Origin of the sequence: Prauserella muralis (genome assembly GCF_003202285.1) — a bacterium.
Lineage (GTDB): Bacteria > Actinomycetota > Actinomycetes > Mycobacteriales > Pseudonocardiaceae > Prauserella_B > Prauserella_B muralis.
The window spans coordinates 98700-121841 of record NZ_MASW01000002.1; the positions used below are offsets into that span (position 1 = coordinate 98700).

Annotated in this window: 24 protein-coding genes; 10 read left to right on the forward strand and 14 right to left on the reverse strand. The window is 72.4% G+C overall.

Annotation, left to right across the window (positions count from 1 at the left end):
- Window positions 1-92: 92 nt before the first annotated feature.
- Both BAY60_RS37050 and BAY60_RS11565 read left to right on the forward strand, forming a co-directional pair.
- Entirely contained in the window at window positions 93-251 is a 159-nt protein-coding gene (locus BAY60_RS37050; protein WP_170160384.1) for a hypothetical protein, read from the forward strand.
- 85 nt (window positions 252-336) lie between these two features.
- Window positions 337-582: a hypothetical protein gene (locus BAY60_RS11565; RefSeq protein ID WP_112280957.1), complete on the forward strand. Its 246-nt coding sequence runs from the start codon at window positions 337-339 to the stop codon at window positions 580-582.
- A gap of 13 nt (window positions 583-595) precedes the next feature.
- On the opposite strand, the gene BAY60_RS11570 is transcribed toward BAY60_RS11565, so the two are convergent.
- Window positions 596-775, reverse strand: a complete 180-nt coding sequence (locus tag BAY60_RS11570; RefSeq protein WP_112280958.1) for a hypothetical protein — start codon at window positions 773-775, stop codon at window positions 596-598.
- A 146-nt stretch (window positions 776-921) separates the two neighbouring features.
- Here BAY60_RS11570 and BAY60_RS11575 point away from each other — a divergent pair, with 146 nt between their 5' ends.
- The 6 genes from BAY60_RS11575 to BAY60_RS11600 all read left to right on the forward strand — a co-directional run bounded on the left by BAY60_RS11575 (window position 922) and on the right by BAY60_RS11600 (window position 8191).
- Window positions 922-1155, forward strand: a complete 234-nt coding sequence (locus tag BAY60_RS11575) for a DUF6480 family protein (RefSeq protein WP_112280959.1) — start codon at window positions 922-924, stop codon at window positions 1153-1155.
- A 9-nt stretch (window positions 1156-1164) separates the two neighbouring features.
- Window positions 1165-2466 (forward strand): NAD(P)/FAD-dependent oxidoreductase, encoded by a 1302-nt coding sequence (locus BAY60_RS11580; protein ID WP_112280960.1) that lies wholly within the window; start codon window positions 1165-1167, stop codon window positions 2464-2466.
- Between the two features lie 153 nt (window positions 2467-2619).
- Window positions 2620-4323, forward strand: a complete 1704-nt coding sequence (gene boxC / locus BAY60_RS11585) for a 2,3-epoxybenzoyl-CoA dihydrolase (RefSeq protein WP_112280961.1) — start codon at window positions 2620-2622, stop codon at window positions 4321-4323.
- A gap of 3 nt (window positions 4324-4326) precedes the next feature.
- Window positions 4327-5748: a benzoyl-CoA 2,3-epoxidase subunit BoxB gene (boxB, locus tag BAY60_RS11590; protein ID WP_112280962.1), complete on the forward strand. Its 1422-nt coding sequence runs from the start codon at window positions 4327-4329 to the stop codon at window positions 5746-5748.
- An 11-nt stretch (window positions 5749-5759) separates the two neighbouring features.
- Window positions 5760-7337 (forward strand): benzoate-CoA ligase family protein, encoded by a 1578-nt coding sequence (locus BAY60_RS11595; RefSeq protein WP_112280963.1) that lies wholly within the window; start codon window positions 5760-5762, stop codon window positions 7335-7337.
- Window positions 7334-8191: an amidohydrolase family protein gene (locus tag BAY60_RS11600; protein ID WP_112280964.1), complete on the forward strand. Its 858-nt coding sequence runs from the start codon at window positions 7334-7336 to the stop codon at window positions 8189-8191. Before BAY60_RS11595 ends, BAY60_RS11600 begins: the two co-directional genes overlap by 4 nt.
- 113 nt (window positions 8192-8304) lie before the next feature.
- Here BAY60_RS11600 and BAY60_RS11605 read toward each other — a convergent pair whose 3' ends face one another.
- The 13 genes from BAY60_RS11605 to mftA all read right to left on the reverse strand — a co-directional run bounded on the left by BAY60_RS11605 (window position 8305) and on the right by mftA (window position 21151).
- Window positions 8305-9168, reverse strand: a complete 864-nt coding sequence (locus tag BAY60_RS11605) for a PaaX family transcriptional regulator (RefSeq protein ID WP_112282318.1) — start codon at window positions 9166-9168, stop codon at window positions 8305-8307.
- Between the two features lie 44 nt (window positions 9169-9212).
- Window positions 9213-9881, reverse strand: a complete 669-nt coding sequence (gene mftE / locus BAY60_RS11610; protein WP_112280965.1) for a mycofactocin biosynthesis peptidyl-dipeptidase MftE — start codon at window positions 9879-9881, stop codon at window positions 9213-9215.
- Window positions 9878-11197: a mycofactocin biosynthesis glycosyltransferase MftF gene (mftF, locus tag BAY60_RS11615; protein WP_112280966.1), complete on the reverse strand. Its 1320-nt coding sequence runs from the start codon at window positions 11195-11197 to the stop codon at window positions 9878-9880. The genes mftE and mftF overlap by 4 nt, the downstream gene beginning before the upstream one ends.
- A complete protein-coding gene (locus BAY60_RS11620; protein ID WP_112280967.1) occupies window positions 11194-11973 on the reverse strand; it encodes a mycofactocin-coupled SDR family oxidoreductase in 780 nt (259 codons plus the stop codon). Before BAY60_RS11620 ends, mftF begins: the two co-directional genes overlap by 4 nt.
- Complete coding sequence (locus BAY60_RS11625) at window positions 11970-12824, reverse strand: mycofactocin-associated electron transfer flavoprotein beta subunit (protein WP_112280968.1); 855 nt, start codon at window positions 12822-12824, stop codon at window positions 11970-11972. The genes BAY60_RS11620 and BAY60_RS11625 overlap by 4 nt, the downstream gene beginning before the upstream one ends.
- Window positions 12817-13113, reverse strand: a complete 297-nt coding sequence (locus tag BAY60_RS11630; protein WP_112280969.1) for a ferredoxin family protein — start codon at window positions 13111-13113, stop codon at window positions 12817-12819. Before BAY60_RS11630 ends, BAY60_RS11625 begins: the two co-directional genes overlap by 8 nt.
- Before the next feature lie 80 nt (window positions 13114-13193).
- Window positions 13194-14543 carry an FAD-dependent oxidoreductase gene (locus tag BAY60_RS11635; protein WP_112280970.1) on the reverse strand — a complete coding sequence of 450 codons (1350 nt, stop codon included), beginning with the start codon at window positions 14541-14543 and terminating at the stop codon, window positions 13194-13196.
- Window positions 14536-15474, reverse strand: coding sequence for a mycofactocin-associated electron transfer flavoprotein alpha subunit (locus tag BAY60_RS11640; protein WP_112280971.1), 939 nt, complete (start codon window positions 15472-15474; stop codon window positions 14536-14538). The genes BAY60_RS11635 and BAY60_RS11640 overlap by 8 nt, the downstream gene beginning before the upstream one ends.
- Complete coding sequence (locus BAY60_RS11645; RefSeq protein ID WP_112280972.1) at window positions 15471-17435, reverse strand: mycofactocin system FadH/OYE family oxidoreductase 2; 1965 nt, start codon at window positions 17433-17435, stop codon at window positions 15471-15473. Before BAY60_RS11645 ends, BAY60_RS11640 begins: the two co-directional genes overlap by 4 nt.
- Window positions 17432-19414 (reverse strand): mycofactocin system FadH/OYE family oxidoreductase 1, encoded by a 1983-nt coding sequence (locus BAY60_RS11650; RefSeq protein WP_245992447.1) that lies wholly within the window; start codon window positions 19412-19414, stop codon window positions 17432-17434. Before BAY60_RS11650 ends, BAY60_RS11645 begins: the two co-directional genes overlap by 4 nt.
- Window positions 19411-20661, reverse strand: a complete 1251-nt coding sequence (mftC, locus tag BAY60_RS11655) for a mycofactocin radical SAM maturase (RefSeq protein ID WP_112280974.1) — start codon at window positions 20659-20661, stop codon at window positions 19411-19413. Before mftC ends, BAY60_RS11650 begins: the two co-directional genes overlap by 4 nt.
- 90 nt (window positions 20662-20751) lie before the next feature.
- Window positions 20752-21072 (reverse strand): mycofactocin biosynthesis chaperone MftB, encoded by a 321-nt coding sequence (mftB, locus tag BAY60_RS11660; RefSeq protein WP_112280975.1) that lies wholly within the window; start codon window positions 21070-21072, stop codon window positions 20752-20754.
- Window positions 21062-21151, reverse strand: coding sequence for a mycofactocin precursor MftA (gene mftA, locus BAY60_RS11665; protein WP_112280976.1), 90 nt, complete (start codon window positions 21149-21151; stop codon window positions 21062-21064). Before mftA ends, mftB begins: the two co-directional genes overlap by 11 nt.
- A gap of 79 nt (window positions 21152-21230) precedes the next feature.
- Here mftA and mftR point away from each other — a divergent pair, with 79 nt between their 5' ends.
- Entirely contained in the window at window positions 21231-21836 is a 606-nt protein-coding gene (gene mftR, locus BAY60_RS11670) for a mycofactocin system transcriptional regulator (RefSeq protein WP_112280977.1), read from the forward strand.
- A gap of 28 nt (window positions 21837-21864) precedes the next feature.
- Window positions 21865-23139 carry an ATP-grasp domain-containing protein gene (locus BAY60_RS11675; RefSeq protein ID WP_112280978.1) on the forward strand — a complete coding sequence of 425 codons (1275 nt, stop codon included), beginning with the start codon at window positions 21865-21867 and terminating at the stop codon, window positions 23137-23139.
- The last annotated feature ends 3 nt before the right edge of the window (window positions 23140-23142 follow it).

Genomic DNA, 23142 nt, shown 5'->3' on the forward strand with positions numbered 1-23142 from the left:
GATCGCCCTGTGTTACCGGGCTCACGTTCCGGGGTATATCAAGATCGTCGGATGCGCGCAGGCGCTGCACGGACGAGTGGAAGGAGCCGGTGATGCGGACGCCCGATACCGAGACACGAGTGGACGTCGTGGAACCGGTGCAGCCGGGTATGCACGGCGGGGCAGGCGACTCCGCGGGCAACATGCGGATTCCCGTCCCGCGCGACGAGGACGACGAGCTCGAGCCGACGATCGTCCGTGGCAGGGAGTGACAAGAGGTAGCCCACTACTTCACTGCCGCAACGATGTGCTGTAGCGTGCTACGCATCAGCACATCGTCTCGAGGGGTGATGACCCGTGATCCGGAAGGACCGCGAGCTACTCGCACGCCTGTCCGCCGTCAACACGCGGCTCGGTGAGGCCGTCGTGGAGCTGATCCATCATCAGGACGGTGGTGAGCTGCCCGCCGCGGGGCTTCGTGCGCTCGGCATACACCTGCGCGGCCTCTCCACGGACCTGCTGGACCGGGCCGACGAGCTCGACGCCGTCGACGGCGGGGTCACCCCCGCCGCCCTGACGGCCGGAGCGGCCCGGCCGTCGTGACGTCTGGGTCCACTCAGCGCTCGGGTTCCTCGTGCTCGTCGATCGGCGGCACGGTGTAGTCGTCGTCCGCGGGCGGCTCGGGATCCCGCCATTCCTCGGCCCGGCTCGGCCGGTTGCCCTTGAGCATGCCCTGCAGCTCGGACTTGAGCTCGTCGTCCTCACGCGGCCCGTGCCGGTCGCTCTCGCGGTGCATGTTGCGAGCCTCCTTCCCCGTTGTGCCTGGCATCCCCGGGTCAACCGGGCCTACCCCTGCCACGACGCCGCGAAACGCGGGTTTGCGCTGCCCGGCGTGGGTACCCGTCCGGGGAACGCTGTGAGATCCCGGCACGAGAGGGAGCCATGACCGCGCCACCACCGGACCCGGATCCCCGCCGGACACCCGGCCTTGAGGAGGGCGGTGGAGTCCAGCCCGGTGACACGCCGCCGGACTCCGCGCAGACATCCGGTGTCTCCCACCGCGAACCAGAGCAGTCCAAGGGCATGGCCGTCGGCTGGCTCGTGGCGATCGTGGTGGGTGTGCTGGTGGTGGCCGGCTTCCTCATCGCGTACGTCGTGATCTTCAACGCTGGGTAGGAGGTTCGAGTGCCGAGAAGGATCGTGATCGCCGGCGGTGGCTACGTGGGCCTGTACACCGCACTGCGCCTGCAGAAGCGACTGGCCCGCGGCGAGGCCGAGGTGGTCGTCGTCAATCCGGAGAACTTCATGGTCTACCGGCCGTTGTTGCCGGAGGTGGCGTCCGGAACCCTCGAACCCCGGCATGCCGTGGTGCCGCTGCGCGCAGTGCTGCGCAGGACGCGCTTCGTGGCGGGCAGCCTCACCAGCGTCGACACCGAGCGCAAGGTGGTGTCGGTCGAGCCGACCGCGGGCCCGCCGATCGACCTGGAGTACGACGAGCTGGTGCTCGGCATGGGCGCGATGGCGAAACTCGCGCCCGTGGAGGGCCTCGCCGAGTCGGGCATCGGGTTCAACTCGCTGGCCGAGGCGGCGCACCTGCGTGACCACGTGCTGCGCCAGCTGGAGATCGCCTCCGCGACCAACGATCCGGAGCTGCGGCGCTGCGCGTTGACGTTCGTCTTCGTCGGCGGCGGCTACACCGGCGTCGAGGCGATCGCCGAGCTGCAGGACATGGCTCACGACGTGCTGGCGGGCTATCCGCGGCTGGAGGCGTCGGAGATGCGCTGGGTGCTGGTGGAGGCCCTGGACCGCATCCTCACCACGGTGAGCGAGGACCTGGCCGAACGCGCGGCAACCGAGCTCACCGCACGCGGCATCGACCTGCGGCTCGGCACGCAGCTGGAGTCGGCAGAGGGTGGTCTGCTGAAGCTGTCGGACGGCAGCAAGTTCCGCGCCAGCACGCTCGTGTGGGTCGCGGGCACCCGGCCGCAGACCGTGGTCGGCAAGCTCGGGCTGGCCACCGACGAGCGGGGCAGGCTCGTCGTCGACGAGACGCTGCGGCTCGAGGGGCAGGACCACATCTGGGCGGCGGGCGACTGCGCGGCCGTGCCCGATCTGGAGTCCGGCGGCGTGTGCCCGCCGACCGCGCAGCACGCGGTGCGGCAGGCGACGCAGCTCGGCGACAACCTGGTGGCCACGCTCCGGGGCGAGCGGCCTCAGCCGTTCCGCTACCGCAGCCGCGGCGAGTTCGTGACCCTCGGCAAGAACAAGGCCGTGGGGGAGGCGTTCGGCCGCAAGTTCGACGGTGTGCTCGCCTGGACGGCACGCCGCGCCTACTACGCGAGCCAGATTCCCACGATCAACCGCAAGATTCGCGTACTCGGGGACTGGCTGGTCGGCATGCCGTTCGGGCACGATGTCGTGGACTTCGGTTCCCGCGAGGAACCTCGCGGGGCGTTCGAGGAAGCGGCGGGCAAGCGCGGACCATAGGCAGCCTGCCGATCACAGCCGGTCCGGCGGCGGCGAGCCGAAGGGCACCTTGGGTACCGGGCACGGACCCGAGGGCACCTTCGGCTCGGTGCCGTCGCGATCTGATTCTACACAAGGTTGACGCATGGCGCCCGATGCGTAGAAACTGGGGGTGTGACTGCCGCCACTGACGACGTCGTCGAGACCGCCGCCGACCCGGCCGTGTCGTTCGACGCGCATCCTGGCTCGTACCGGCACTGGCGGATGCGGGTCGAGGGCGAACTGGCCTGGCTGGAACTCGACGTCGACCCCGAGGGCGGGCTCGTGCCCGGGTACGAGCTGAAGCTGAACTCCTACGACCTCGGCGTCGACATCGAGCTGTACGACGCCACGCAGCGGCTGCGCTTCGAGCACCCCGGCGTGCGCGCCGTCGTCGTCACCTCCGGCAAGGACGGCGTGTTCTGCGCGGGCGCGAACATCCGCATGCTCGCGTCCTCGTCCCACGAGTGGAAGGTGAACTTCTGCAAGTTCACCAACGAGACCCGCAACGGGATGGAGGACGCCACCGAGCACTCGGGACAGGCCTACCTCGCCGCCGTCAACGGCGCCTGCGCGGGCGGCGGCTACGAGCTGGCGCTGGCGTGCGAGGAGATCGTGCTCGTCGACGACAACTCCTCCACCGTGGCGCTGCCCGAGGTGCCACTGCTCGGCGTGCTGCCCGGCACCGGCGGGCTGACCCGGGTGGTCGACAAGCGGCACGTGCGCAGGGACCGCGCCGACGTGTTCGCCACCCGCAGCGACGGCGTGCGTGGCCGCGCCGCCGTCGAGTGGGGCCTCGTCGACGCGCTCGCCCCGCGCCGCGAGTTCACCGAGACGGTCACCCGCAGGGCGGCCGAGCTGGCCGCGCGCAGCGACCGGCCCCGCGACGCCACCGGCATCGAGCTGACCCCGCTGACCCGGCAGGATTCGCCGGAGGGCCTGTTCTACCGCCACGTGTCGGCTGCCTACGACCGCGCGGCGGGCACCGTCGAGCTGACCGTGCGCGGCCCGGAGGACGACCCGCCCGCCGACGTGGCGGGTGTGCACGCCCAGGGCGCGCGGTTCTGGCTGCTCGCGCTCACCCGCGAGCTGGACGACGCGATCCTGCGGCTGCGCGCCAACGAGCCCGAGCTGGGCACCTGGGTCGTCCGTACCACCGGCGACGCGCGGCGCGTGCTCGCTCACGAGCGGCTGGTGGTGGACCACGCCGGCACCGACTGGCTGTGCCGCGAGATCCTGCACTACTACAAACGCACGCTGAAGCGGCTCGACGTCACCAGCCGCAGCCTGCTCGCCCTGATCGAGCCCGGCAGCTGCTTCGCGGGCCTGCTGCTGGAGCTGGCGCTGGCCTGCGACCGCCAGTACATGTTGGACGGTCCTCCGCTCGAGGACGAGGACTCGGACGAGCGGGCCGCCATCCAGTTGTCCGGCGTCAACTTCGGCGCGCTGCCGATGGGCAACGGGCTGTCCCGCCTCGCCTCCCGCTTCCACGGCCACGACGAGCACCTCGACCGGCTCGGCCGCGAGCGCGACCGGGACCTCTCCCCGCCGGAGGCGGCGGAGCTGGGCCTGGTGACCGACGCACCCGACGACATCGACTGGGAAGACGAGATCCGGCTCGTGGTGGAGGGACGGCGCTCGCTGTCGCCCGACGCGCTCACCGGCATGGAGGCCAACCACCGGTTCGTCGGCCCCGAGACCGTCGAGACCAAGATCTTCGGCCGGTTGTCGGCCTGGCAGAACTGGATCTTCAACAGACCGAACGCCTCGGGCCAGGACGGCGCGCTGCGCCGCTACGGCACCGGGCAGAAAGCCGTCTTCGACCGGAAACGGGTGTGACGCATGCCGGAAAAGATCGACTACGACAGCAAGATCCCCAACAACGTCGACCTGTCGTCGAACCGGAGGCTGCAGCGCGCGCTCGAGGGCTGGCAACCGCGCTTCATGAACTGGTGGTCGGAGATGGGCCCCACGCTGGAGACCCACGGCGTGTACCTGCGCACCGCCGTCAGCGTCGGCAGGGAGGGCTGGGCGCACTTCGACCACGTGGTGCCCGAGGACTACCGGTGGGGCATCTTCCTCGCCGAACGCGAGCCGGGCAGGACGATCGCCTTCGGCGAGCACCAGGGCGAGCCGGTGTGGCAGCAGGTGCCCGGCGAGTACCGCGCCGACCTGCAGCGGCTCATCGTCATCCAGGGCGACACCGAACCGGCCTCCGTGGAGCAGCAGCGCCTGCTCGGGCTCACCGCGCCCAGCCTCTACGACCTGCGCAACCTCTTCCAGGTCAACGTGGAGGAGGGCAGGCACCTGTGGGCCATGGTGTACCTGCTGCACGCCTACTTCGGCCGGGAGGGCCGCGAGGAGGCCGAGGCGCTGCTCTACCGCAACTCCGGCAGCCCGGACACGCCGCGCATCCTCGGCGCGTTCAACGAGGAGACCGCCGACTGGCTGGCCTTCTACATGTTCACCTACTTCACCGACCGCGACGGCAAGTACCAGCTGGGCACGCTCAAGGAGTCGGCGTTCGACCCGCTGTCGCGCACGTGCGAGTTCATGCTCAAGGAGGAGGCGCACCACATGTTCGTCGGCACCACCGGTGTCGACCGCGTGGTGACCCGCACCGCCGAGCTGATGCGCGAGCACGACACGGCCGACATCGCCGCGCACGGCGGCATCCCGCTGGACGTCATCCAGAAGTACATCAACTTTCACTACAGCGTCTCGCTCGACCTGTTCGGCTCGGAGACCTCCACCAACGCCGCCAACTACTACACGGCCGGGCTCAAGGGCCGGTGGAGGGAGACCCGGCGCAAGGACGACCACAAGCTCACCGACGACAGCGCCGTGCTGGAACGACCCGCCGACGACGGCACGTGGACCCAGGAGGAGCTGCAGTCGATCCTGCTGCTCAACCTCGACCTGCGCGGCGAGTACATCGCCGACTGCCGCACCGGGCTCAAGCGCTGGAACAAGATCCTCGCCGACAACGGCATCGACCGGCAGCTGTACCTGCCGCACCCCGGTTTCAACCGCAAGGTCGGCGTCAACGCGGGCTACCACGTGACCCCCGACGGCACTATCGTCGACGAGCACACGTGGGAGAAGGGAACGCGGCGATGGCTGCCCACGAGCGAGGACCTCGCGTTCGTGCGGTCGCTGATGCATCCCGTCTACGAGCGGGGCAAGATCGCCAGCTGGGTCGCGCCTCCCACCAACGGCATCAACGGCAAACCGTTCGACTATGAGTACGTCTACCTGAGCTGAAGGCGGAACCCATGCCCGTGCCGACCGCAGTTCCCACCACGTTCAACGCGACCGGCTACCTGGTCGGCAGGCATGTCGACGCCGGTGACGGTGCCAGGACCGCCGTCGTGTCCAACACCCGCACGCTGACCTACGCCGAGCTGGACGAGGAGGTGCGGCGGGTCGCGGCGGGGCTGCGCGAGCTGGGCGTGCGGTCCGAGGAACGCGTGCTGATGTGCATGGTCGACGAGATCGAGCTGTTCACGGCCATCCTCGGCGCGATGTATCTCGGCGCCGTCGCCGTGCCGTGCTCGACCATGCTCACCGGCGGGGAGCTGGGCAAGCTCATCGCGGACTCGCGCACGCGCGTCGTGCTGGGCTCCGTGGAGTTCGCCGACACCGTGCGGGCCGCCGTCGAGCAGGCGCCGGACGTGGAGACCGTCGTGCTCACCGACGAGTGGGAACGGCTGCGGGGCGCGGGCCTCGCCGAGCGGCCCTACGCCACCTGGGAGGACTCGCCCGCGCTGTGGCTCTACACGTCGGGCACCACGGGGATGCCGAAGGCCGCGATGCACCGGCACACCGACATCCGGTTCGTGGCCGAGAACTACGGGCAGCGGGTGCTCGGTATCGCGCCGCACGACCGGTGCCTTTCGGTGGCGAAGCTGTTCTTCGCCTACGGCATCGGCAACTCGATGTTCTTCCCGCTGTCGGTCGGTGCCGCGGCGCTGCTGGAGGCCGCACGGCCCACGCCGCAGCTGGTGGCCGCGCGCGCCATGACCGAGCACGCGACCCTGCTGTTCGGCACGCCCAGCTTCTGGGGCCCGCTGCTGGCGGCCGACGTGCCGCGCGATGCGTTCGCCACGGTCCGGCAGGGCGTGTCGGCGGGGGAAGCGCTGCCGGCGCGCATGCTGGAGGGCATGCGCGAGCAGTTCGGCGTCGAGGTGCTCGACGGCATCGGCTCCACCGAGATGCTGCACATCTTCATCTCCAACCGGCCGGGGCAGGCGCGCCCGTCGTCGTCCGGCATCCCCGTGCCCGGCTACGAGGTGGAGATCCGCGACGAGCTGGGCGCCGTCATCGACACCGACGGCACGCCCGGGGAACTGTACGTGCGGGGCGACAGCGCCGCGGTCGGCTACTGGTGCCGGGCGGAGACGTCGCGCAAGGTGTTCCTCGGCGAGTGGACGCGCACCGGCGACACCTACGTGCGCAACAGTGACGGCACGTACACGTGTCTCGGCCGGTTCAACGACATGATCAAGGCAGGCGGGATCTGGGTGACGCCGAGCGAGGTGGAGGACCGGCTGCTGGAGCACCCGGACGTCGCCGAGGCCGTGGTGGTGGCGGTGCCCGACTCCGACGAGCTGGACAAGCCCGTGGCGTGCGTGGTGCCCATGCCGGGCAGGCACGTCGACGAGGGCGACCTGATCCAGTGGTGCCGGGAGGAACTCGCGGCGTTCAAGCGCCCGCGGGCGGTGGTGGAGCTGGCCGAGCTGCCGAAGACGGCGACGGGCAAGATCCGCCGCAACGTCCTGCGGGATCTGGTGAGATCACCCGGGGTGACGGGCGAGCCCGTGGCGGCACCGGCCGAGGCGGCAGCCCCGTGATCGACGGCTTCGCCGTCGTGGACGCCCATGTCCACGTGCCGCGTCTGGCCACGGTCAAACCCGCGTGGCTCGACTGGGCGGACCGCTTCTCCGGCCCGCATCCCTGGCGGGACGCCTACGACCAGGCGGGCAATCCGGTGCCCGAACGCCTCGACGCCCTGCTCGAGTCCGAGGGCGTGGACAGGGCCCTGCTGTTCTGCGAGTACAGTCCCCGCGCCACCGGCATCCAACCCATCGAGGACAACCTGCCGATCGCCGGGCACAACCCCGAGCGGTTCCGGCTCGTGGCCAACGTCAACCCGCACCTGCACCATCCGCTGGCGTCCGAAGTGGAGCGCCAGCTGGACCTCGGTGCGGTGGCGCTGAAGCTGCATCCGGTGCACGCCGGGTTCTCGCCCGCCGACAAGGAGCTGTACGCGGCGTATCGCGTGTGCGAGGAGCGCGGCGTTCCGGTGATCCTGCACTCGGGCACCAGCAGCTTCCCGGGCGCGCGGGCGCGGTTCGGCGACCCGGAGCTGCTGCTGGACGTGGTGGAGGACTTCGCAGGTGTGCCGTTCGTGCTCGCGCACGGTGGGCGTGGCTGGTGGTACGACGTGGCGGCGTTTCTGGCGCAGGCCAAGGAGAACGTGTGGCTCGACCTCGCGGGCCTTCCGCCGAAGAAGCTTCCGGAGTACTACGCGCGCTTCGACCTGGCGAGGCTGGCGGAGAAGTTCGTGTTCGGCACCGACTGGCCCGGCGTTCCCGGTACGGCCCGCAACGTGCGCGCGCTCATGGACCTCGGGTTCGACGACGACGTGCTGCGCGGCATCCTGTCAGGCAACGCCGCGAAACTGTTCCCCGGTGTCGCCATCTGACCCGGAGCCACCCAAGCTCCCCAATGTGGCATTCGTGGCGTTCAACGCCACCAATGCGGCATTCGTAGCGTTGAGCGCTACAAATGTGGCATTGGGGAGCCACTGGGGCGTCGTCAGGCGGCTTCCTCTTCGGCGAGGCGTTCGTCCCAGCGTTGCTGGGCGGCGGGGCGCCATTCGGTGTGCTTGCCGTGGAAGACCTCCGCCGCCCTGGCTCCGCTCCAGCCCTCCGGTAACAGCGGGGCAGGCAACTGGGGGTCGAGGAAGGGGAACCGTCGCCACTCGTGCACCAGCCGGGTCTGCGCGTCGAGCGCGGCGTCCCCGCTGGCGGGTTCCAGACCGGCGAACTCGGCGACGAACTCCTCGTACCGTGTCTCCAGGTCCCGCAGGTCCCACGCCTTGGCCACCATGGTCGCCTCGTCGCCGACCGCGCCGTGAGCCCCGACGAACGACATCGCGTCGCGCAGGCCCAGCTCGGTCAGGATGTCGAGCGCCTCGGTCTCCCGGGTGGTGTGCGGGGTGATCCACACGCCGGGGTCGGGGGAGCCGAACCCTGCCCACGTGAGCTTGGTCCGCAGCTGGTGCCGCAGGTCGCGCTTCGGCTCGGGCACCGACACCAGCACCAGCAGCCAGCGGCCGTCCCACGGGCGCTCCACGCTGCCGAAGTCGTAGATGCGCCGCGCACCCTCCGTGAGCAGCTTGCGGCCGGGCGGCGTCAGCGACCAGCGCACGCGCCTGCCCACACGCTCGGACTCGAGCCAGCCCTCGGCGGCGGTGCGGGCCAGCGCCTGCCGCGCCGACTTCTCCTCGACCCCGAACATGGCCAGCGCGTCGACGAGCACCGACGTCCACACGGGATGGTCACGCGGCAGCACGAACTCACCGAGCAGCGTCATCAGCAACGAGCGCGCACTCTTGTGACTGACCTCCCGGCGGCGGCTGACGACCGGGCTGCCGCGTCCCTCTCGCGGTGCTGACATCGGGTCACCACTTTCGTCGCTGATCGTGTCCGTCGAGGGTAGCGTCACCGCCCCAGCCAGTCGTGCACGGCGGCGGCCAGCGCGTCCGCCCACGCCGCGAGCACCGCCTCGCCCTCCTCGGCCGACGCTCCCGCCGGATCGCCGAGCACACCGTTCGGGCTCACCGCTCGGACGCCGCCTGCGACCAGCCGGTCCAGCAGGTCCGGCAGCGGCGTGGTGACGCCGGGCTCGGCGGCCTCGAGCCGGACGTCGGCCGGGCGCAGGCGCAGCAGCACCGACGTCTCGGTGCGCCCGGCGTGCGTGTCGTCGGCGCGCCCGCTGGGTGACCACGCCAGCACGCGCCGGCCTTCCTCGCGCAGTGTGCGCACCGCGCGACGCAGCACAGCCAGGTTGCCGCCGTGGCCGTTGACCAGCACGACCCCGGCGAAGTGGTCGGCGGAGCGCACGAGTTCCACCAGCACGTGCTCCAGCGCGGACCGGCCGATCGACAGCGTGCCAGGGAAACCGGCGTGCTCCCCGCTGGAGCCGTACGGCAGCGCGGGCGCCACCAGCACATCGGGCACCCGCCCGGCGAGACGGCGGCACAGCTCGGCGGCGATGGTGGTGTCGGTGTCCAGCGGCAGGTGGGGACCGTGCTGCTCGGTGGCGCCCAGCGGCACGGCGAGCACCGAGGGCCCGACGCCGGGCCAGACACGGCTGCCGAGCGCCGTCATCGCAGGGAGCCCTCGGTGAACTGCGGCAGCAGCGGCGCGAGCGTGCGGTGCCGGGCGCAGCCGGCCCACACCCCCGCGCCGTAGGTGAGGTCGTCGGCGACGCGCAGGGCCAGCCACGACGGCGGTTTGCCCAGCGACTCGGCCAGGCACGGCAGCAACGCCGCCAGCAGCGTGCGCCTGCCCCGCCTGCTCAGCAACGCCACCGGCCACCACGCCCTGCGCGTGGCGTCGGCGAGCAGACGGCCCGCACCGAGGTGGCCGAGTGCGGCCAGCCGCAGCGCCTCACCGGCCGGGACGCCGCGCGGCCGGAGCTTGCGGGGCAGCAGCGCCGTGGTGCCCGCCGCGAGTGCCAGCGCCGCCCAGGGGCGGCCCGCCACCAGCAGTGCCCACGAGGCGGCGCTCCACGCCGACATCCGCGCACACGACAACCGGCCCGGATGCCGGGCGGCCAGCGGCGCCGCCGCCGTGCCGTACTCGTAGCGCTGCCGCAGCCACGCCCTCAGGTCCGCGCGCGGGTCGTGCGTCACCACGGCCGACGGCTCGTAGCGCACCGCGCCCTGTTCCAGCAGCCGCCACACGAGGTCGACGTCCTCGCCGAACCGCAGCGCCACGTCGAACCCGCCCGCCTCGGCGAGTGCCCGCCTGCGCACCACGAGCGCCGCGCTCGGCACGTAGCTCACCCGGCTCATCGGCCGCACCGGCGCGGGCCGCCCGCCCAGGTCGAGGCTCGACCGGTCGGCCTCGTACCGCGCCACTGCGCCGTGCCCCGGCGCGCTGCGGATGCGCGGTGCCACCGCGACCACCGCCGGGTCGGTGAACTGCGGCAGCAGGGCGTCGAGCCAGCCGGGCTCCGGCACGGTGTCGGAGTCGAGGAACGCGATCAGCGGGGTGGTGGCGAGGCCGGCGCCCGCGTTGCGGGCCGCGGCGGGCCCCGCGGGCCGCTCGTGCCGCACGGGTGCGCCCGGCACGGGCTCGCGGGAGCCGTCGTCCACGACCACGTGGCAGCCCAGGTCGCGGGTCGCCGCGAGCAACCGCCGCACCCCGGCGGGGTTGTCCTTCACCGGCACCACCAGCGTGACGTCGGCGGGGGTGAGCTCCGGTGGCGGCACCGGATGCAGCAGGCCCGCGTCGACGAGCCTGCGGGCGAGCCGCGCCTCGGCGGGCGACTCGGTGAGCGGCGTCCCGGCGAGCCAGCGGTCCAGCAGCCGCGTCCCGCCCGCACCGAGGCGGACCAGCCGCAGCGGCGAGCCGCCGATGAGCAGTGGCCCGCGCCTGCGGACGGAGCCGTCCAGCGTGAACCGGGTGCCGGGTTTCACGGTGTGAAGCCGCCGTCGGCGTGCACGACGCTGCCGGTGACGGCGGAGGACTCGGCGGAGCACAGGAAGCACACGACGGCGGCGACCTCGTCCGGTTCCAGCAGCCGCCCGCTGAGCTGGTGCGCGGCGAACTCCTCGGCGTCGCCGAGGTCGTAGAGCCGCGCGGTGGCCTCCAGCATGGCGGTGCGGGTCGAGCCGGGGGAGACGGCGGTGGCGCACACGCCGGTGCCGCGCAGGTCGGTCGCGAGTCCCTTCACCAGGCCGACGACGGCGTGCTTGGCGGCGTTGTACCCGGCGAGGTGCCACAGGCCGTGGTGCGCGGCGGCGGAGGCGAGCGCGACGAACCGGCCGGTGCGTGGCTCGGGACGGCGCAGCAGGGCGGGCACCGCCGCGCGGGCGAGGTTGGCGACACCGGCGACGCCGACGGAGAACAGCGCGTCCCACTCGGCGTCGTCGCTGTCCCACAGGGGACGGCCTCCCGCCAGCAGTGCCGCGCAGGCGACGGCCGCGTCGAGCCCGCCGAAGCGTTCCTCGGCCACCGCGACGGCGTCGCGCAGCGCGGGCAGATCCTGCACGTCGGCCACGACGTCCACCACGCTGCCGGGATGTTCGGCGGCCAGCGCGGCCAGTTCCTCCCTGGTACCGAGCGGATACGGCACCCGCGGGTCGTCGGCGCACCGGTCCACCGCGACCACCTGCCAGCCCGTGCCCGCGAGGCGGCGCACCACCGCCGCGCCGATGCCCCGCGCCGCACCCGTCACCAGAGCCGTCCTCATGCGAGGTAACCCTTGGCCTTCAGGTAGCCGAGCAGCTCGTCGGCGGCCTCGCCCGGATCGTCGGTGACCACGACCCGGGGCGGGTCGCGCTGCTCGTGGGCTCCGGTGAGCCGCAGCAGCCGCAGCCGCGGGTCGGGCTCCGGCGGCGGAGGCAGTTCCTTGGCCCTCGGCCGGTACGGGCGCGCGGCATGCACGGTGACCGGTTCCCCGGCCACGGCCCCCGGCACCGTGGGCACGTCCGCGGTGCGGGCGGCGAGCGTGGCGGGCAGGCCCGCCCTGCGCAGCCGCACCCCGGCGGGCTCCACCGAGCACACGGCGGGCAGCGGCACCGCCAGCCGTTCGCGGCGGCCCCGGTCGAGCCTGCGCACGGCCGTCAGGGCGCCGTCGGCGTAGGCCAGCTCCACGAGGCCAAGCGCTTGCGCGTAGCCGAACCGGGCGGCGAGAAACGCCGGGGTGCTGCCGGTGCCCCGGTCGGCGGAGTGGTCCCCGGTGAGCACCAGGCCTGGCTCGCCGAACTCCGCCCGCACCGCCTGCGCAAGCGCTTGCGCCGTCCCGGAGCCGGAATCTGCCAGCCGCGGGTCCCACTCGGGCACGTCCACCCGCAGCACGGCGTCCGCGCCGCACGCGAGGGCGTCGCGCAGCATCTCCTCGGCCTGCGGCGGCGCCACGGTGACGGCGACGCAGCGGCCCCCGGCGGCCCCGGCGATCCGCAGGCCGTGCTCCAGCGCGCACCGGTCCGCCTCCCCGGCACCCGCCCCGCGCGGGTCGGTCTCCACCTCGCCGGTGAGCGGATCGACCCGCGCCCTGCCGTCCGCCCAGCGCAGCGCCACAACGACCAGCAGCTCACCCATGGCGGAACACCACACCCTGGCCGCCGTCCGGATAGCTCCAGCTGATCGCGTTGCCGCCGTCGCACACCAGGTAACACGTGCCGCACTCGAAGCACTGCTCGTAGTTGAACAGGATGCCGCCGTCGTCGGTGGGCACGAACAGGTTCGCGGGGCACGCGTGCACACACGCCTTGGTGGTGCAGGACCGGCACACGTCGGTGTCCACGACGATGTGCGCTTTCTCCGCCACCCGGAAGTCCACGTGCGACATCCGGTCCTCGAACGCCACGTCGGCGTAGCGCTGGTTCATGGACTGCTCCTACCTATCGACAACGGCGCCGAGCGCGTCGTGTGGTCGCCATCGCAGTTCGTCCACTCTCTCGCCGGTCCCTAACCGAACGACCGCAGGCCGGTCAGCGCGTCACGGGCCAGCTCGCGCATCCGCACGCCGTTGCTCCTGGCCGAGCGGCGCAGCAGGCGCCGGATGCCCGGCTTCGGCTTGGGGTTGTCCACCGTGAACACGCCCTCCACGAGGTCGCACACCAGGCCGGGGTAGCGGTGCTGCACGCGCTCGGAGAGCACCAGGCCCGGGGCCTTGCGCAGCTTCTTGTGATCGGCCAGCACGAACGACGACTCCAGCAGGCTCCGGTAGTCACGCAGCCTGCGCAGGTCGCCGGCCGCAAGCGCCCGCGCCGCCGCGCGCCCGGCATACATGCCCGAGCCCAGCGCGAAGTTCACGCCCTCCAGCCAGATCCCGGCGGCGAGGCACATCGCGGCCGCGTCTCCCGCCACCAGCAGGCCGTCGCCGACCAGCCGCGGCATCGAGTGGTAGCCGCCCTCCGGAATGAGGTGCGCCGAGTACTCCACCAGTTCCGCGCCGCGCACCAGCGGCGCGATCGAAGGGTGGCGTTTGAGCTCGGCCAGGATCTCCTCCGGCCGCCGTCCCTGCCCCGCCAGTCCGGGAAGGCCCAGCACCAGCCCGACACTGAGCGTGTCGCGGTTGGTGTAGAGGAACGCCCCGCCCGGCACGCCCTGCGTGCCACCGAGGATCTCGATGTCCACCCCGTCGTCGCCGGAGACGCCGAACCGCTCGTCGATGGTCTCCTTCGGCAGCGCCAGCGTCTCCTTCACGCCGAGCGTGGTGTGCTCGGCCTGCCCTTCGGGGTAGAGCCCCGCCTGCTTGGCCACGAACGAGTTCACGCCGTCACACGCGATGACGACCCTGGCGGTGAGGTCGCCGTCCGGGCGGTCGGTGCGCACGCCCACCACGCGGCCCTCGGCCGTACGCAGCACAGCGGTGACCACAGTGGACGGCACGAGCAGAGCACCTTCCTTCTGCGCGTGCTCGGTGAGCCAGTTGTCGAACTCCGCCCGGTACGCCGTGGCGCCGTTGTAGGGCGCCCGTCCCCAGCTCTGGCAACGGAAGTCCACGGTCATCGACCGCTCGCCGGACAGCAGCATGGTCTGCCGCCGCGTGATCCAGCGCTGCACCGGCATCCGCTCGTACCAGCCGGGGATCAGCTCGTCGAGCACCCGCCCGTAGACCACCCCGCCGTAGACGTTCTTCGAGCCGGGGAACGGTCCGCGCTCGATCAGCGCCACCGAGCGCCCCGCCCTGGCCAGCTCCAGCGCCGCCGCCGAGCCCGCCGGGCCCGCGCCGACGACGATCGCGTCGAACGCGGGACGCTCGGGCTCGGCCACGGTGACCGCCGCGCCCGCCGGGCCTGCCCTGTCACGCATCGTCGTCACTCTCCAGTCGCCGGGCCAGCTCACGCAGCAACGCCTGCGCGTCGGTGACCAGCCCGAGGTCGGCCATGGCGGTCATCGGCGAGCTGGCGTCGGTGTTGACCGACACCACGTGCCGCGGCGTGCCGAGGCCCCCGGTGTGCTGCGTCGCTCCCGACACGCCGAAGGCCACGTACACCTCCGGGTCCACCACCACGCCGGTGGTGCCGATCTGCCGCTCGTAGGGCGCCCAGCCCGCGTCGGTGACCACGCGGGTCGCGCCGACCGACGCGCCGAGCGCCGCCGCGACCCTGCCCAGCAGCGCCACGGCGTCGGGCCCGGACAGCGGCCCCCTGGCCAGCCCCGCGCCCGCGCCGAGGATGCGCGGCGCCTCCGCGAGGTCGGCGGTGGCCGGGTCGGGCTCGAGCACCTCCAGTACCCGGGCGTCGTGCCCCGGTTCGATGGTCAGCTCCACCGTGCCCACGTCGGGTGTGCCGTCGTAGGGCAGCGCACCCCGCACGCCGGGCACGAGCGTGGCGACGAAGGGCTGCGAGGTCTCCACGGTGACGGCGAGCCGGCCGTCACGGCGGGCCAGCTCGGCGCAGCGTTCGCCGACGCGGACGGCCCCGGCCAGCAGCGGCCTGCCCAACTCGGCGGCGAGCCTGGGCGCGAGGTCCCTTCCGTCGGCGGAGGCGGGCAGCACCAGGCGGCCCACGGGCTCCAGCAGCGGGGCGAGCGCGCGCGACCACGCCCCGGCGGCGAAGCCTCCCGCCTCGGCGCACCAGGCCCTGCGCAGCGGCGGAAGGGCGGTGACGGCGTCCGCGCACCCGGTGCCGACCAGCAGCGCGGCGCCACCGGCCTCGGCCACGGCCTCGTCGCCACCCAGCGGCGGCACCCCACCGCGCACCACCAGGACGGCCAGCGTGCCGGTGTCGAACCCGTTCACAGCGCCACCGCCACCCGGTGTCCCTCGACCACGGCCGCGTGTGCCCGGCGCGGCGCCACGCAGTCGCCGACGCGGTGCACCTCGAACTCCGCCGAGCCGGACAGCTCCTGCCACAGCGCGTCCTCGGGCGCCTGGTGCGTCGCGCACACCACCCAGTCGCAGCGGACCTCGCTGGTTGATCCGGTGGTGTGCGTCAGCACCTGCAGCCGCACACCACCGGCGTCCTCCTCGGCACCCAGCACCACCTCGTCCGTGGTCTGCGTGATGCCCTTCTCGGCCGCGCGCACGGTGAACGTCTCCATGTCCAGCGTCACGCCGAGGTCCTGCCCGACGACCATGCCGGAGGTGGAGATGCGCACCGAACAGCCGCGGTCGGCCAGCAGTTCCGCCACCGACGTCGCCTGGTGGAACCCGAGGTCGTCGATGACCACCACCTCACCCTCCGGCGCGGCCCTGCCCACCAGCACGTCGCGGACGTCCACGACGCGCTCCAGCCCGCCGGCCCAGTACGGCGGCTGCGGCCGCGCGCCCGTGGCGAGCACCACGACCTCCGGGTTCAGCTCGCGGATCACCTCGGCGGTGGCGGTCACGCCCGTGCGCACGTCGACGCCGTGGCGGCCGCACTCGGCGAGCGAGTTGCGCACCACGTCCAGGAACTCCGCGCGGCTCGGCACGCTCGCCGCCACGCTCACCTGGCCGCCGGTGGCCTGCTGCCGCTCCAGCAGCGTCACCTGGTGGCCGCGCTCGGCGGCGGTGGCGGCGGCCTGCAGCCCGGCGGGCCCGCCACCCACCACGACCACGCGGCGCCCGCGCCGCGCCGGCATCGGCAGCGGGACGCTCTCCCTGCCGGTGCGCGGGTTCTCGATGCAGCCGAGCCAGCGGTTCAGCCCCATCCGGCCGACGCACTCCTGGTTGCACGACAGGCAGGTGCGGATGTCGCCCGCGTGCCCGGAGCGGGCCTTGGCGACGAAGTCGGCGTCGGCGATCTGCCCGCGCACCACGCCGATCAGGTCCGCGTGGCCCTCGGCGAGCGCGCGATCGGCCTGCAGCGGGTCCTTGAACCGGCCCACGCCCACCACCGGCAGGTCGACGGCCTTGCGCAGGGCGCTGGGGATGAACATCGCATAGCCGGGCGGCACGCTCATCGACGCCTCGATCATGTAGAGCGTGGAGGTCGCGACGCCGATCGAGGTGTTGATGTAGTCGGCCTTGCCGGTGGCCTCCACCCAGCGGGCGACCTGCACGGCCTCGTCGATGGTGGTGCCGCCCTCGATGAGCTCGTCGCCGCACAGCCGCACCCCCAGCGCCAGGTCCGGGCCGATGGCCTCGCGCACGGCCTCCACGAGCCGCAGCAGCAGCCGCGCGCGGTTGGCCAGGGAGCCGCCGTAGTCGTCGGTGCGGATGTTGGTGGCGGGGGAGAGGAACCCGCGCACGATCGAGGAGTGCGAGCACTGCAGCTCCACGCCGTCGAAGCCGCCCGCCCTGCAGTGCCCGGCCACGGTGGCGTACCCGGCGACGATCTCGTCGATCTCGTCGGTGGTCACGGCCTTGGGCACCTCGCGGAACAGCGGATCCGGTACCGGCGACGGCGCCCACACGGGCAGCCGCGAGTACATGCTGGACGCCTGCCCGCCGTTGTGGTTGAGCTGCGCGAAGATCGGCACGCCGTGCGCGTGCACGGCCTCGGTGATCCGCCGGTAACCCGGGATCACCTCGGGGTGGAAGCCGTGGATGAGCTTCTCGTACGGCCAGTCGGTCGGATGGGTCGAGTGCTCCTCGGTGATGATGAGCCCCGCCCCGCCCGCCGCGCGGGCGGCGTAGTAGGCGGCGTGCTGCGCGCTCGGCAGGCCGTCGACGGCGTAGTTGGTGAGGTGGGCCGAGAACACCACCCGGTTGGCCAGCGTGACGGCGCCGACCTTGAGTGGCGTGAACAGGTACCGGTACCGGCCGGCCGCGCTCATGATCGCACCGCCACGGGAGTTCGCGCCAGTGCCAGCGCGGCCCTGCGGCCCTCCAGCACGGCCTCGTGCACGGTCCGCGGCGCGACGCGGTCGCCCGCCTCCGCCACACCGTCCGGCACGGGGGTGGGGTCGGGCAGCCGGTGTCCACAGTGGATGAGCGTGGCGCAGTCCAGCTCCCTCGGTGCGCCGGTGAAGGAGTCGGTGACGACGACGTGGTCCGCGTGCACCTCGCGCAGCACGCTGCGCTTGGCCAGCCGGACGCCCGCCCGCTGCAGGCGCGCGTTGGCGTCGGCCAGGTCGCCGGTGAGCGCGAGCTGCGTGCCCACCACCTGGTCCTGCGTGATGATCGTGGTCGGCCTGCCCGCGGCGGCGGCGAGTTCGGCGACGCCGACGCCCACCGCGTCGCCCACCGGGTCGTGGACGGCCACCGGGCCCTCGGGCAGGGCGTCCGGCGTGCGCAGCAGGTCGGCGACGTCGAGCACCTGGCCGCCCTCGTGCACGGTGTACGGGCGGGGCCCTGGCACCGACCCGGTCGCCACGATCACGTCGCCGGCGCCGAGCCTTGCCAGGTCCGCGGCGGTGCCGGTGGCGACGTCGACGCCGAGCCTGCGCACCTCGGAGACGAGCCAGGCGCCGAGCCTGGCCAGCCGCTGCCTGCCCGGCACCCGGGCGGCGAGGGTGAGCATGCCGCCCAGCTCGTCGCTCGCCTCCACGAGGCGCACGTGGTGCCCGCGCAGGGCGAGCACCCGCGCGGCCTCCAGCCCGGCGGGGCCGCCGCCCACGACGAGCACCTCGCGCGGGGCGTCCGCGCCGTCCTCGGGCGGATCGCTCGTCTCGTGCCCGCTGCGGGGGTCGCCGAGGCAGCTGACGATCGGGTTGCGGTTGTCCCGCACCCGGCACTTCTGGTTGGTGAGCACACACGGCCGGATCCGCTCCGGCGTGGCGAGCTTGCGCACGAGACCGGCGTCGGCGATCTGCGCGCGCGTCATCTCCACCAGGTCGGCGGCGCCGTCGGCGAGCGCCTGCCCGGCCTGGTCCGGATCGACCACCGAGCCCTGCAGGATCACCGAGGTCGCGCCGGTCGTGTCCCGGACGGCCCCGCGGATGCGGCGGCACAGGTCGAGGTTGAAGCCCGGCTCGGTGTGCGAGTCGGGACGGGTGGCCGACGTGCCCATCGCCGAGCCGCGCACGACCACCAGGTAGTCCACCTCGCGGGCGAGATCGCGAGCCAGCTCCTCGGCCTGCTCCGGCGTGATGCCCGCCCACGGGGCCAGCTCGTCGCACGACAGGCGCAGCCCGAGCACGCGCTCGCGGCCGATGCGGGCGCGCACGGCCGCCAGGACCTCGCGCAACAGCAGCGCCTTGTCGGTGCCGTAGGCGTCACCGCGCTGGTTGGTGAGCCCGGAGAGGAACTGGCGCAGCAGCGCGTGCTGCCCCGCGTCCACCTCCACCCCGTCCAGGTCCACCTCGGCGGCGGACTCGGCGGCGCGGGTGAACCCGGCGACGATCGCGCGGATCTCGGCGGCCTCCATCTCCATCGGCATCTCGCGGCTGGCGACGTCCGCCACCCGCGAGGGCGCCCACAGCGCCTGCTGCGAGAACGCCGACGAGCCCTGCGAGCCCGCGTGGCCCAGCCCGGCCAGCACGAGTGTCCCGTGTGGACGGCAGGCGGCGGCCACCGAGGCCCAGCCCGCCTGGCAGTCGGCCGCCAGCGGGGCGCGTTCGTAGGGCCAGTCGGACTCGTGCACGCTCGCCGTCTCGGTGACGATCAGCCCGGCGCCGCCCTGGGCGCGCCGCTCGTAGTAAGCGACGTGGGCCTCCGAGATCGCCCTGCCCCTGGCCAGGTTCGTCTCGTGCGGACCGAACAGGACCCGCGACGGTGCGCTGCGGCCGGCCAGCGAGACCGGCTCTGTGAGCATCCGTATCCCCGGCGCGTTCGCCCGCGACGCGATCCCGTCGCCGGGACTCGACGTGGTCACGGCCGGAAGCCCGCGAGCGGGCTGGTGTCGCAGGCGCGGTCGGGCAGCCGGTCGGGCTCGGGCGGACCCCAGCCGATGGCCACCGGCACGCGGTCGCGCTGGCGTCCCCGGCGCGAGTGGTCCTTGTCCGGCCTCGGCTTCTCGGCCCCGGCGCCCACCAGCGCCAGTGCGCGCTCGCCGTTGCCCTTGACGCACTCGGGGTCCGGGCCGTCCAGCGGCAGCCCGGTGAAGAACTTCGCCGCCATACAGCCGCCCTGGCACGAGTCGTAGGCCGAGCAGGACGTGCACGCGCCGCCGGTCTGCGGGGTGCGCAGCCGCTCGAACAGCTCCGAGGTGCGCCACACCGACGTGAAGCCGCCCTCGTCGCGGACGTTGCCCGCCAGGAACTCGTCGTGGATGGCGAACGGGCACGCGTAGACGTCGCCGATCGGGTCGATCAGGCACACCACGCGCCCCGCGCCGCACAGGTTCAGGCCCGGCAGTGGCGTGGAGCCGAGCGCGTTGAGGTGGAAGAACGAGTCGCCGGTGAGCACGTCCTCCCCGTTGGCGATCAGCCATTCGTACAGCTGGAGCTGCTGGTCCGCCGTGGGGTGCAGCTCGTCCCACGTGTCGGCGCCGCGGCCGGAAGGGCGCAGCCGGGTGATGCGCAGCTGGGCGCCGAAGTCGTCGGCCAGCCGCTTGAACTCGTCCAGCTGAGCCACGTTGTGCCGGGTCATCACCACGCTGATCTTGAACCCGGTGAACCCGGCGTCGCGCAGGTTCTCCATGGCGCGCAGGGCGGTGTCGAACGAGCCCGGCCCGCGCACGTGGTCGTTGACCTCCGCGGTGGCGCCGTCCAGCGACAGCTGCACGTCCACGTAGTCGGTCGCGGCCAGCCAGCGGGCGCGTTCCGGCGTGATGCGCACCCCGTTGGTGGAGAACTTGACGCCCACCTGATGGTTCACGGCGTACTCGACGATCTCCCAGAAGTCCGAGCGGACCGTGGGTTCACCGCCGCCGATGTTGACGTAGAAGACCTGCAGGCGCTGCAGTTCGTCGACGACCGCCTTGCATTCCTCAGTGGACAGTTCGCGGGGGTCGCGGCGGCCCGAGGAGGACAGGCAGTGCACGCAGGACAGGTTGCAGGCGTAGGTCAGCTCCCAGGTCAGGCAGATGGGAGCGTCCAGTCCGGTTTGGAAGTGCTCGACCAGCCTTTTCGGCCGGTCTGCGCGCGACGCGATCGCGTCGCCGGGACTTGCCTTGGTCATGTTTCTCCCTTTGCCGCAGTGCGGGCGCCCCGCCGCCACGATCGCGTTCCTCCGGTCAGCGCGCTCGGATCTCGGCAGTGTGCCGCCCCGTCAGTCGCGTGGGCCGGCACACTCGTGCTGATCCCGGCTTTCGATCGTGCCCGCGGACAGCAACCCGGCCAGCGCGTCGAGATACCGCGCGTGCTCCTGTTCGGGCACGGCGGCGGAGCCGAGCGCGGACCGTGCGTCGGGCTGGTTCTCCAGGTCGCGAACGACGTCGACGAGCAGTCGCGTCTTCAGGAAGGAGAGTTTCCTCGTGTGGAAGTCGTAGACGAGAGCGCCGAACGGTTCCGGCCGCAGAGCGACGCTGGACGAGAGCCGGTACGGCCGGTCCGGATCGAACCTCGGCGCGGCGAGCGGCTCAGTAGACACCGCACATGCCGTCGATCGAGACTTCCTCGACCAGCAGGTCGTCCTCGACGGTAACCTCGGTGGCTTCGGACTCGTTCATGGCAAGCTACTCCTCACTGAGCAGTTGTTGTGACCGTGGACACGACGATAATGGCACCCGGTGCCAAATGGAAGGGGTCATGCCCGAGAAGCCCGCAGAACTACCCGTTCGGCCAGGTCGGCGCCGTTCGACCAGCCAGCACGAGCTGGAGCGGGTGGCCTTCGAGCTGTTCGAGCGCGACGGGTTCGACGCCACCACGGTGGACGACATCGCCCGCGCGGCGGGCATCGGGCGGCGTACCTTCTTCCGTTACTTCGACTCCAAGAACGACGTGGTCTGGGGCGCGTTCACCGACCAGCTCGGCCGGATGCGCGAGCAGTTCGCCCGCCGCCCCGCCGACGAGCCGCTGATGGCCGCCGTGCGCGCCGTCGTGGTGGAGTTCAACCGGGTCGACGAGGCCGAGGTGCCCCGGCACCGCAGGCGCCTGGAGCTGATCCTGCGGGTGCCCGCGCTCCAGGCCCACTCCACCCTCCGGTACGGCGACTGGCGGGCCGTGGTGGCCGAGTTCGCCGCCGCGCGGCTCGGCGTGGAGCCTGCCTCGCTCGTGCCGCAGTCGATCGCCTACGCGGCACTCGGGGTGGCGCTGGCCGCCTACGAGCACTGGCTCGCCCATCCGGGCGTCGAACTGTGTGACGTGCTGGACACGGCCATGGCGGAACTGGCCCGCGGCTTCGGTGACGTTTAGCGTTTCGCCGATCGGAAAACCCGGCCGTGTGAAAAACATCTTCGTACTTGCCCTCGACGAGGAGAACACGCGGACCCTGAACCGGATCCGCGGTGCCGAGGACTACCGGTTCCACAGCCTGCTGAGCGTCGAAGAATGCCAAGTCGGCGACATCGAGGTGGAGGAGCTGCTGCAGAAGGCCGAGGCGCAGCTGGACGCCTTCGACGGCTCGATCGACGCCATCGTCGGCTACTGGGACTTCCCGGTGTCCACCCTTCGGGCGATCCTGTGCGAGAAGTACGGCCTGCCAGGGCCTTCGCTGGAGTCGATCGTCAAATGTGAACACAAGTACTGGAGCAGGCTGGAGCAGCGCAAGGCCATCGACGCCTACCCGCACTTCGGGATCGTCGATCTGGACACCGACGACCCGCGCCCGCCCGACGGCGTCCGGTACCCGATGTGGCTCAAGCCCGTGAAGTCCTACTCGTCGGAGTTGGCCTTCCAGGTGCGCGACGACGAGGAGTTCGACGGCGCGGTGGCCGAGATCCGCGAGGGCATCGACCGGGTCGGCAAGCCCTTCGACTACCTCATGGGCAAGCTCGACCTGCCTGCCGAGATCGCCGACGTCGGCGGCGCCGCCTGCCTGGCCGAGGAGGCGATGTCGGGGGTGCAGTGCGCGACCGAGGGCTATGTGCACAAGGGACAGGTCGTGGTCTACGGCGTGCTGGACTCCATCGACTACCCGGGCCGCTCGTCGTTCCTGCGGCACCAGTACCCTTCGCAGCTGCCCGCCGACGCGATCGAGCAGCTCGTCGACACCTCCGTGCGCACCATCAAGCAGGTGGGCATGGACGACTCGACGTTCAGCATCGAGTTCTTCTACAACCCCGACGCCCGCAAGGTGTGCCTGCTGGAGATCAACCCGCGGCACTCGCAGTCGCACGCCGAGATGTTCGCCTACGTCGACGGTGTGCCCAACCACGAGACGATGGTCCGCGTGGGGCTCGGCCAGGACCCCGAGCCGCTTCACCGCGAGGGCCCCTACGGCATCGCGGCCAAGTGGTACCATCGCCGGTTCTCCGACGCGCTCGTACGCCGGGTGCCCACTGCCGCCGAGATCGAGAAGGTGCAGCGCGACCTTCCCGGTGTCATCGTGGACATCGTGCCCAGCGAGGGCATGCGCCTTTCGGACCTGCCCGGCCAGGACAGCTACAGCTTCGAACTCGCCCACGTCTTCGCCGGCGCCCGGGACGAGGCGGAGCTGAAGGACAAGTACGAGCGCTGCATCGCGGCCCTGCCGTTCGAGTTCGCCGAGGAGGGATAGCCG

Excerpts from the sequence above, each read along its gene's own strand:
- BAY60_RS37050 (WP_170160384.1), top strand. The coding sequence starts at position 93 with ATGCGGACGCCCGATACCGAGACACGAGTGGACGTCGTGGAACCGGTG.
- BAY60_RS11570 (WP_112280958.1), bottom strand. The coding sequence starts at position 775 with ATGCACCGCGAGAGCGACCGGCACGGGCCGCGTGAGGACGACGAGCTC.
- BAY60_RS11575 (WP_112280959.1), top strand. The coding sequence starts at position 922 with ATGACCGCGCCACCACCGGACCCGGATCCCCGCCGGACACCCGGCCTT.
- boxB (WP_112280962.1), top strand. The coding sequence starts at position 4,327 with ATGCCGGAAAAGATCGACTACGACAGCAAGATCCCCAACAACGTCGAC.
- BAY60_RS11595 (WP_112280963.1), top strand. The coding sequence starts at position 5,760 with ATGCCCGTGCCGACCGCAGTTCCCACCACGTTCAACGCGACCGGCTAC.
- BAY60_RS11605 (WP_112282318.1), bottom strand. The coding sequence starts at position 9,168 with ATGTCAGCACCGCGAGAGGGACGCGGCAGCCCGGTCGTCAGCCGCCGC.
- mftE (WP_112280965.1), bottom strand. The coding sequence starts at position 9,881 with ATGACGGCGCTCGGCAGCCGTGTCTGGCCCGGCGTCGGGCCCTCGGTG.
- BAY60_RS11620 (WP_112280967.1), bottom strand. The coding sequence starts at position 11,973 with ATGAGGACGGCTCTGGTGACGGGTGCGGCGCGGGGCATCGGCGCGGCG.
- BAY60_RS11625 (WP_112280968.1), bottom strand. The coding sequence starts at position 12,824 with ATGGGTGAGCTGCTGGTCGTTGTGGCGCTGCGCTGGGCGGACGGCAGG.
- BAY60_RS11630 (WP_112280969.1), bottom strand. The coding sequence starts at position 13,113 with ATGAACCAGCGCTACGCCGACGTGGCGTTCGAGGACCGGATGTCGCAC.
- BAY60_RS11635 (WP_112280970.1), bottom strand. The coding sequence starts at position 14,543 with ATGCGTGACAGGGCAGGCCCGGCGGGCGCGGCGGTCACCGTGGCCGAG.
- BAY60_RS11645 (WP_112280972.1), bottom strand. The coding sequence starts at position 17,435 with ATGAGCGCGGCCGGCCGGTACCGGTACCTGTTCACGCCACTCAAGGTC.
- mftC (WP_112280974.1), bottom strand. The coding sequence starts at position 20,661 with ATGACCAAGGCAAGTCCCGGCGACGCGATCGCGTCGCGCGCAGACCGG.
- mftA (WP_112280976.1), bottom strand. The coding sequence starts at position 21,151 with ATGAACGAGTCCGAAGCCACCGAGGTTACCGTCGAGGACGACCTGCTG.
- mftR (WP_112280977.1), top strand. The coding sequence starts at position 21,231 with ATGCCCGAGAAGCCCGCAGAACTACCCGTTCGGCCAGGTCGGCGCCGT.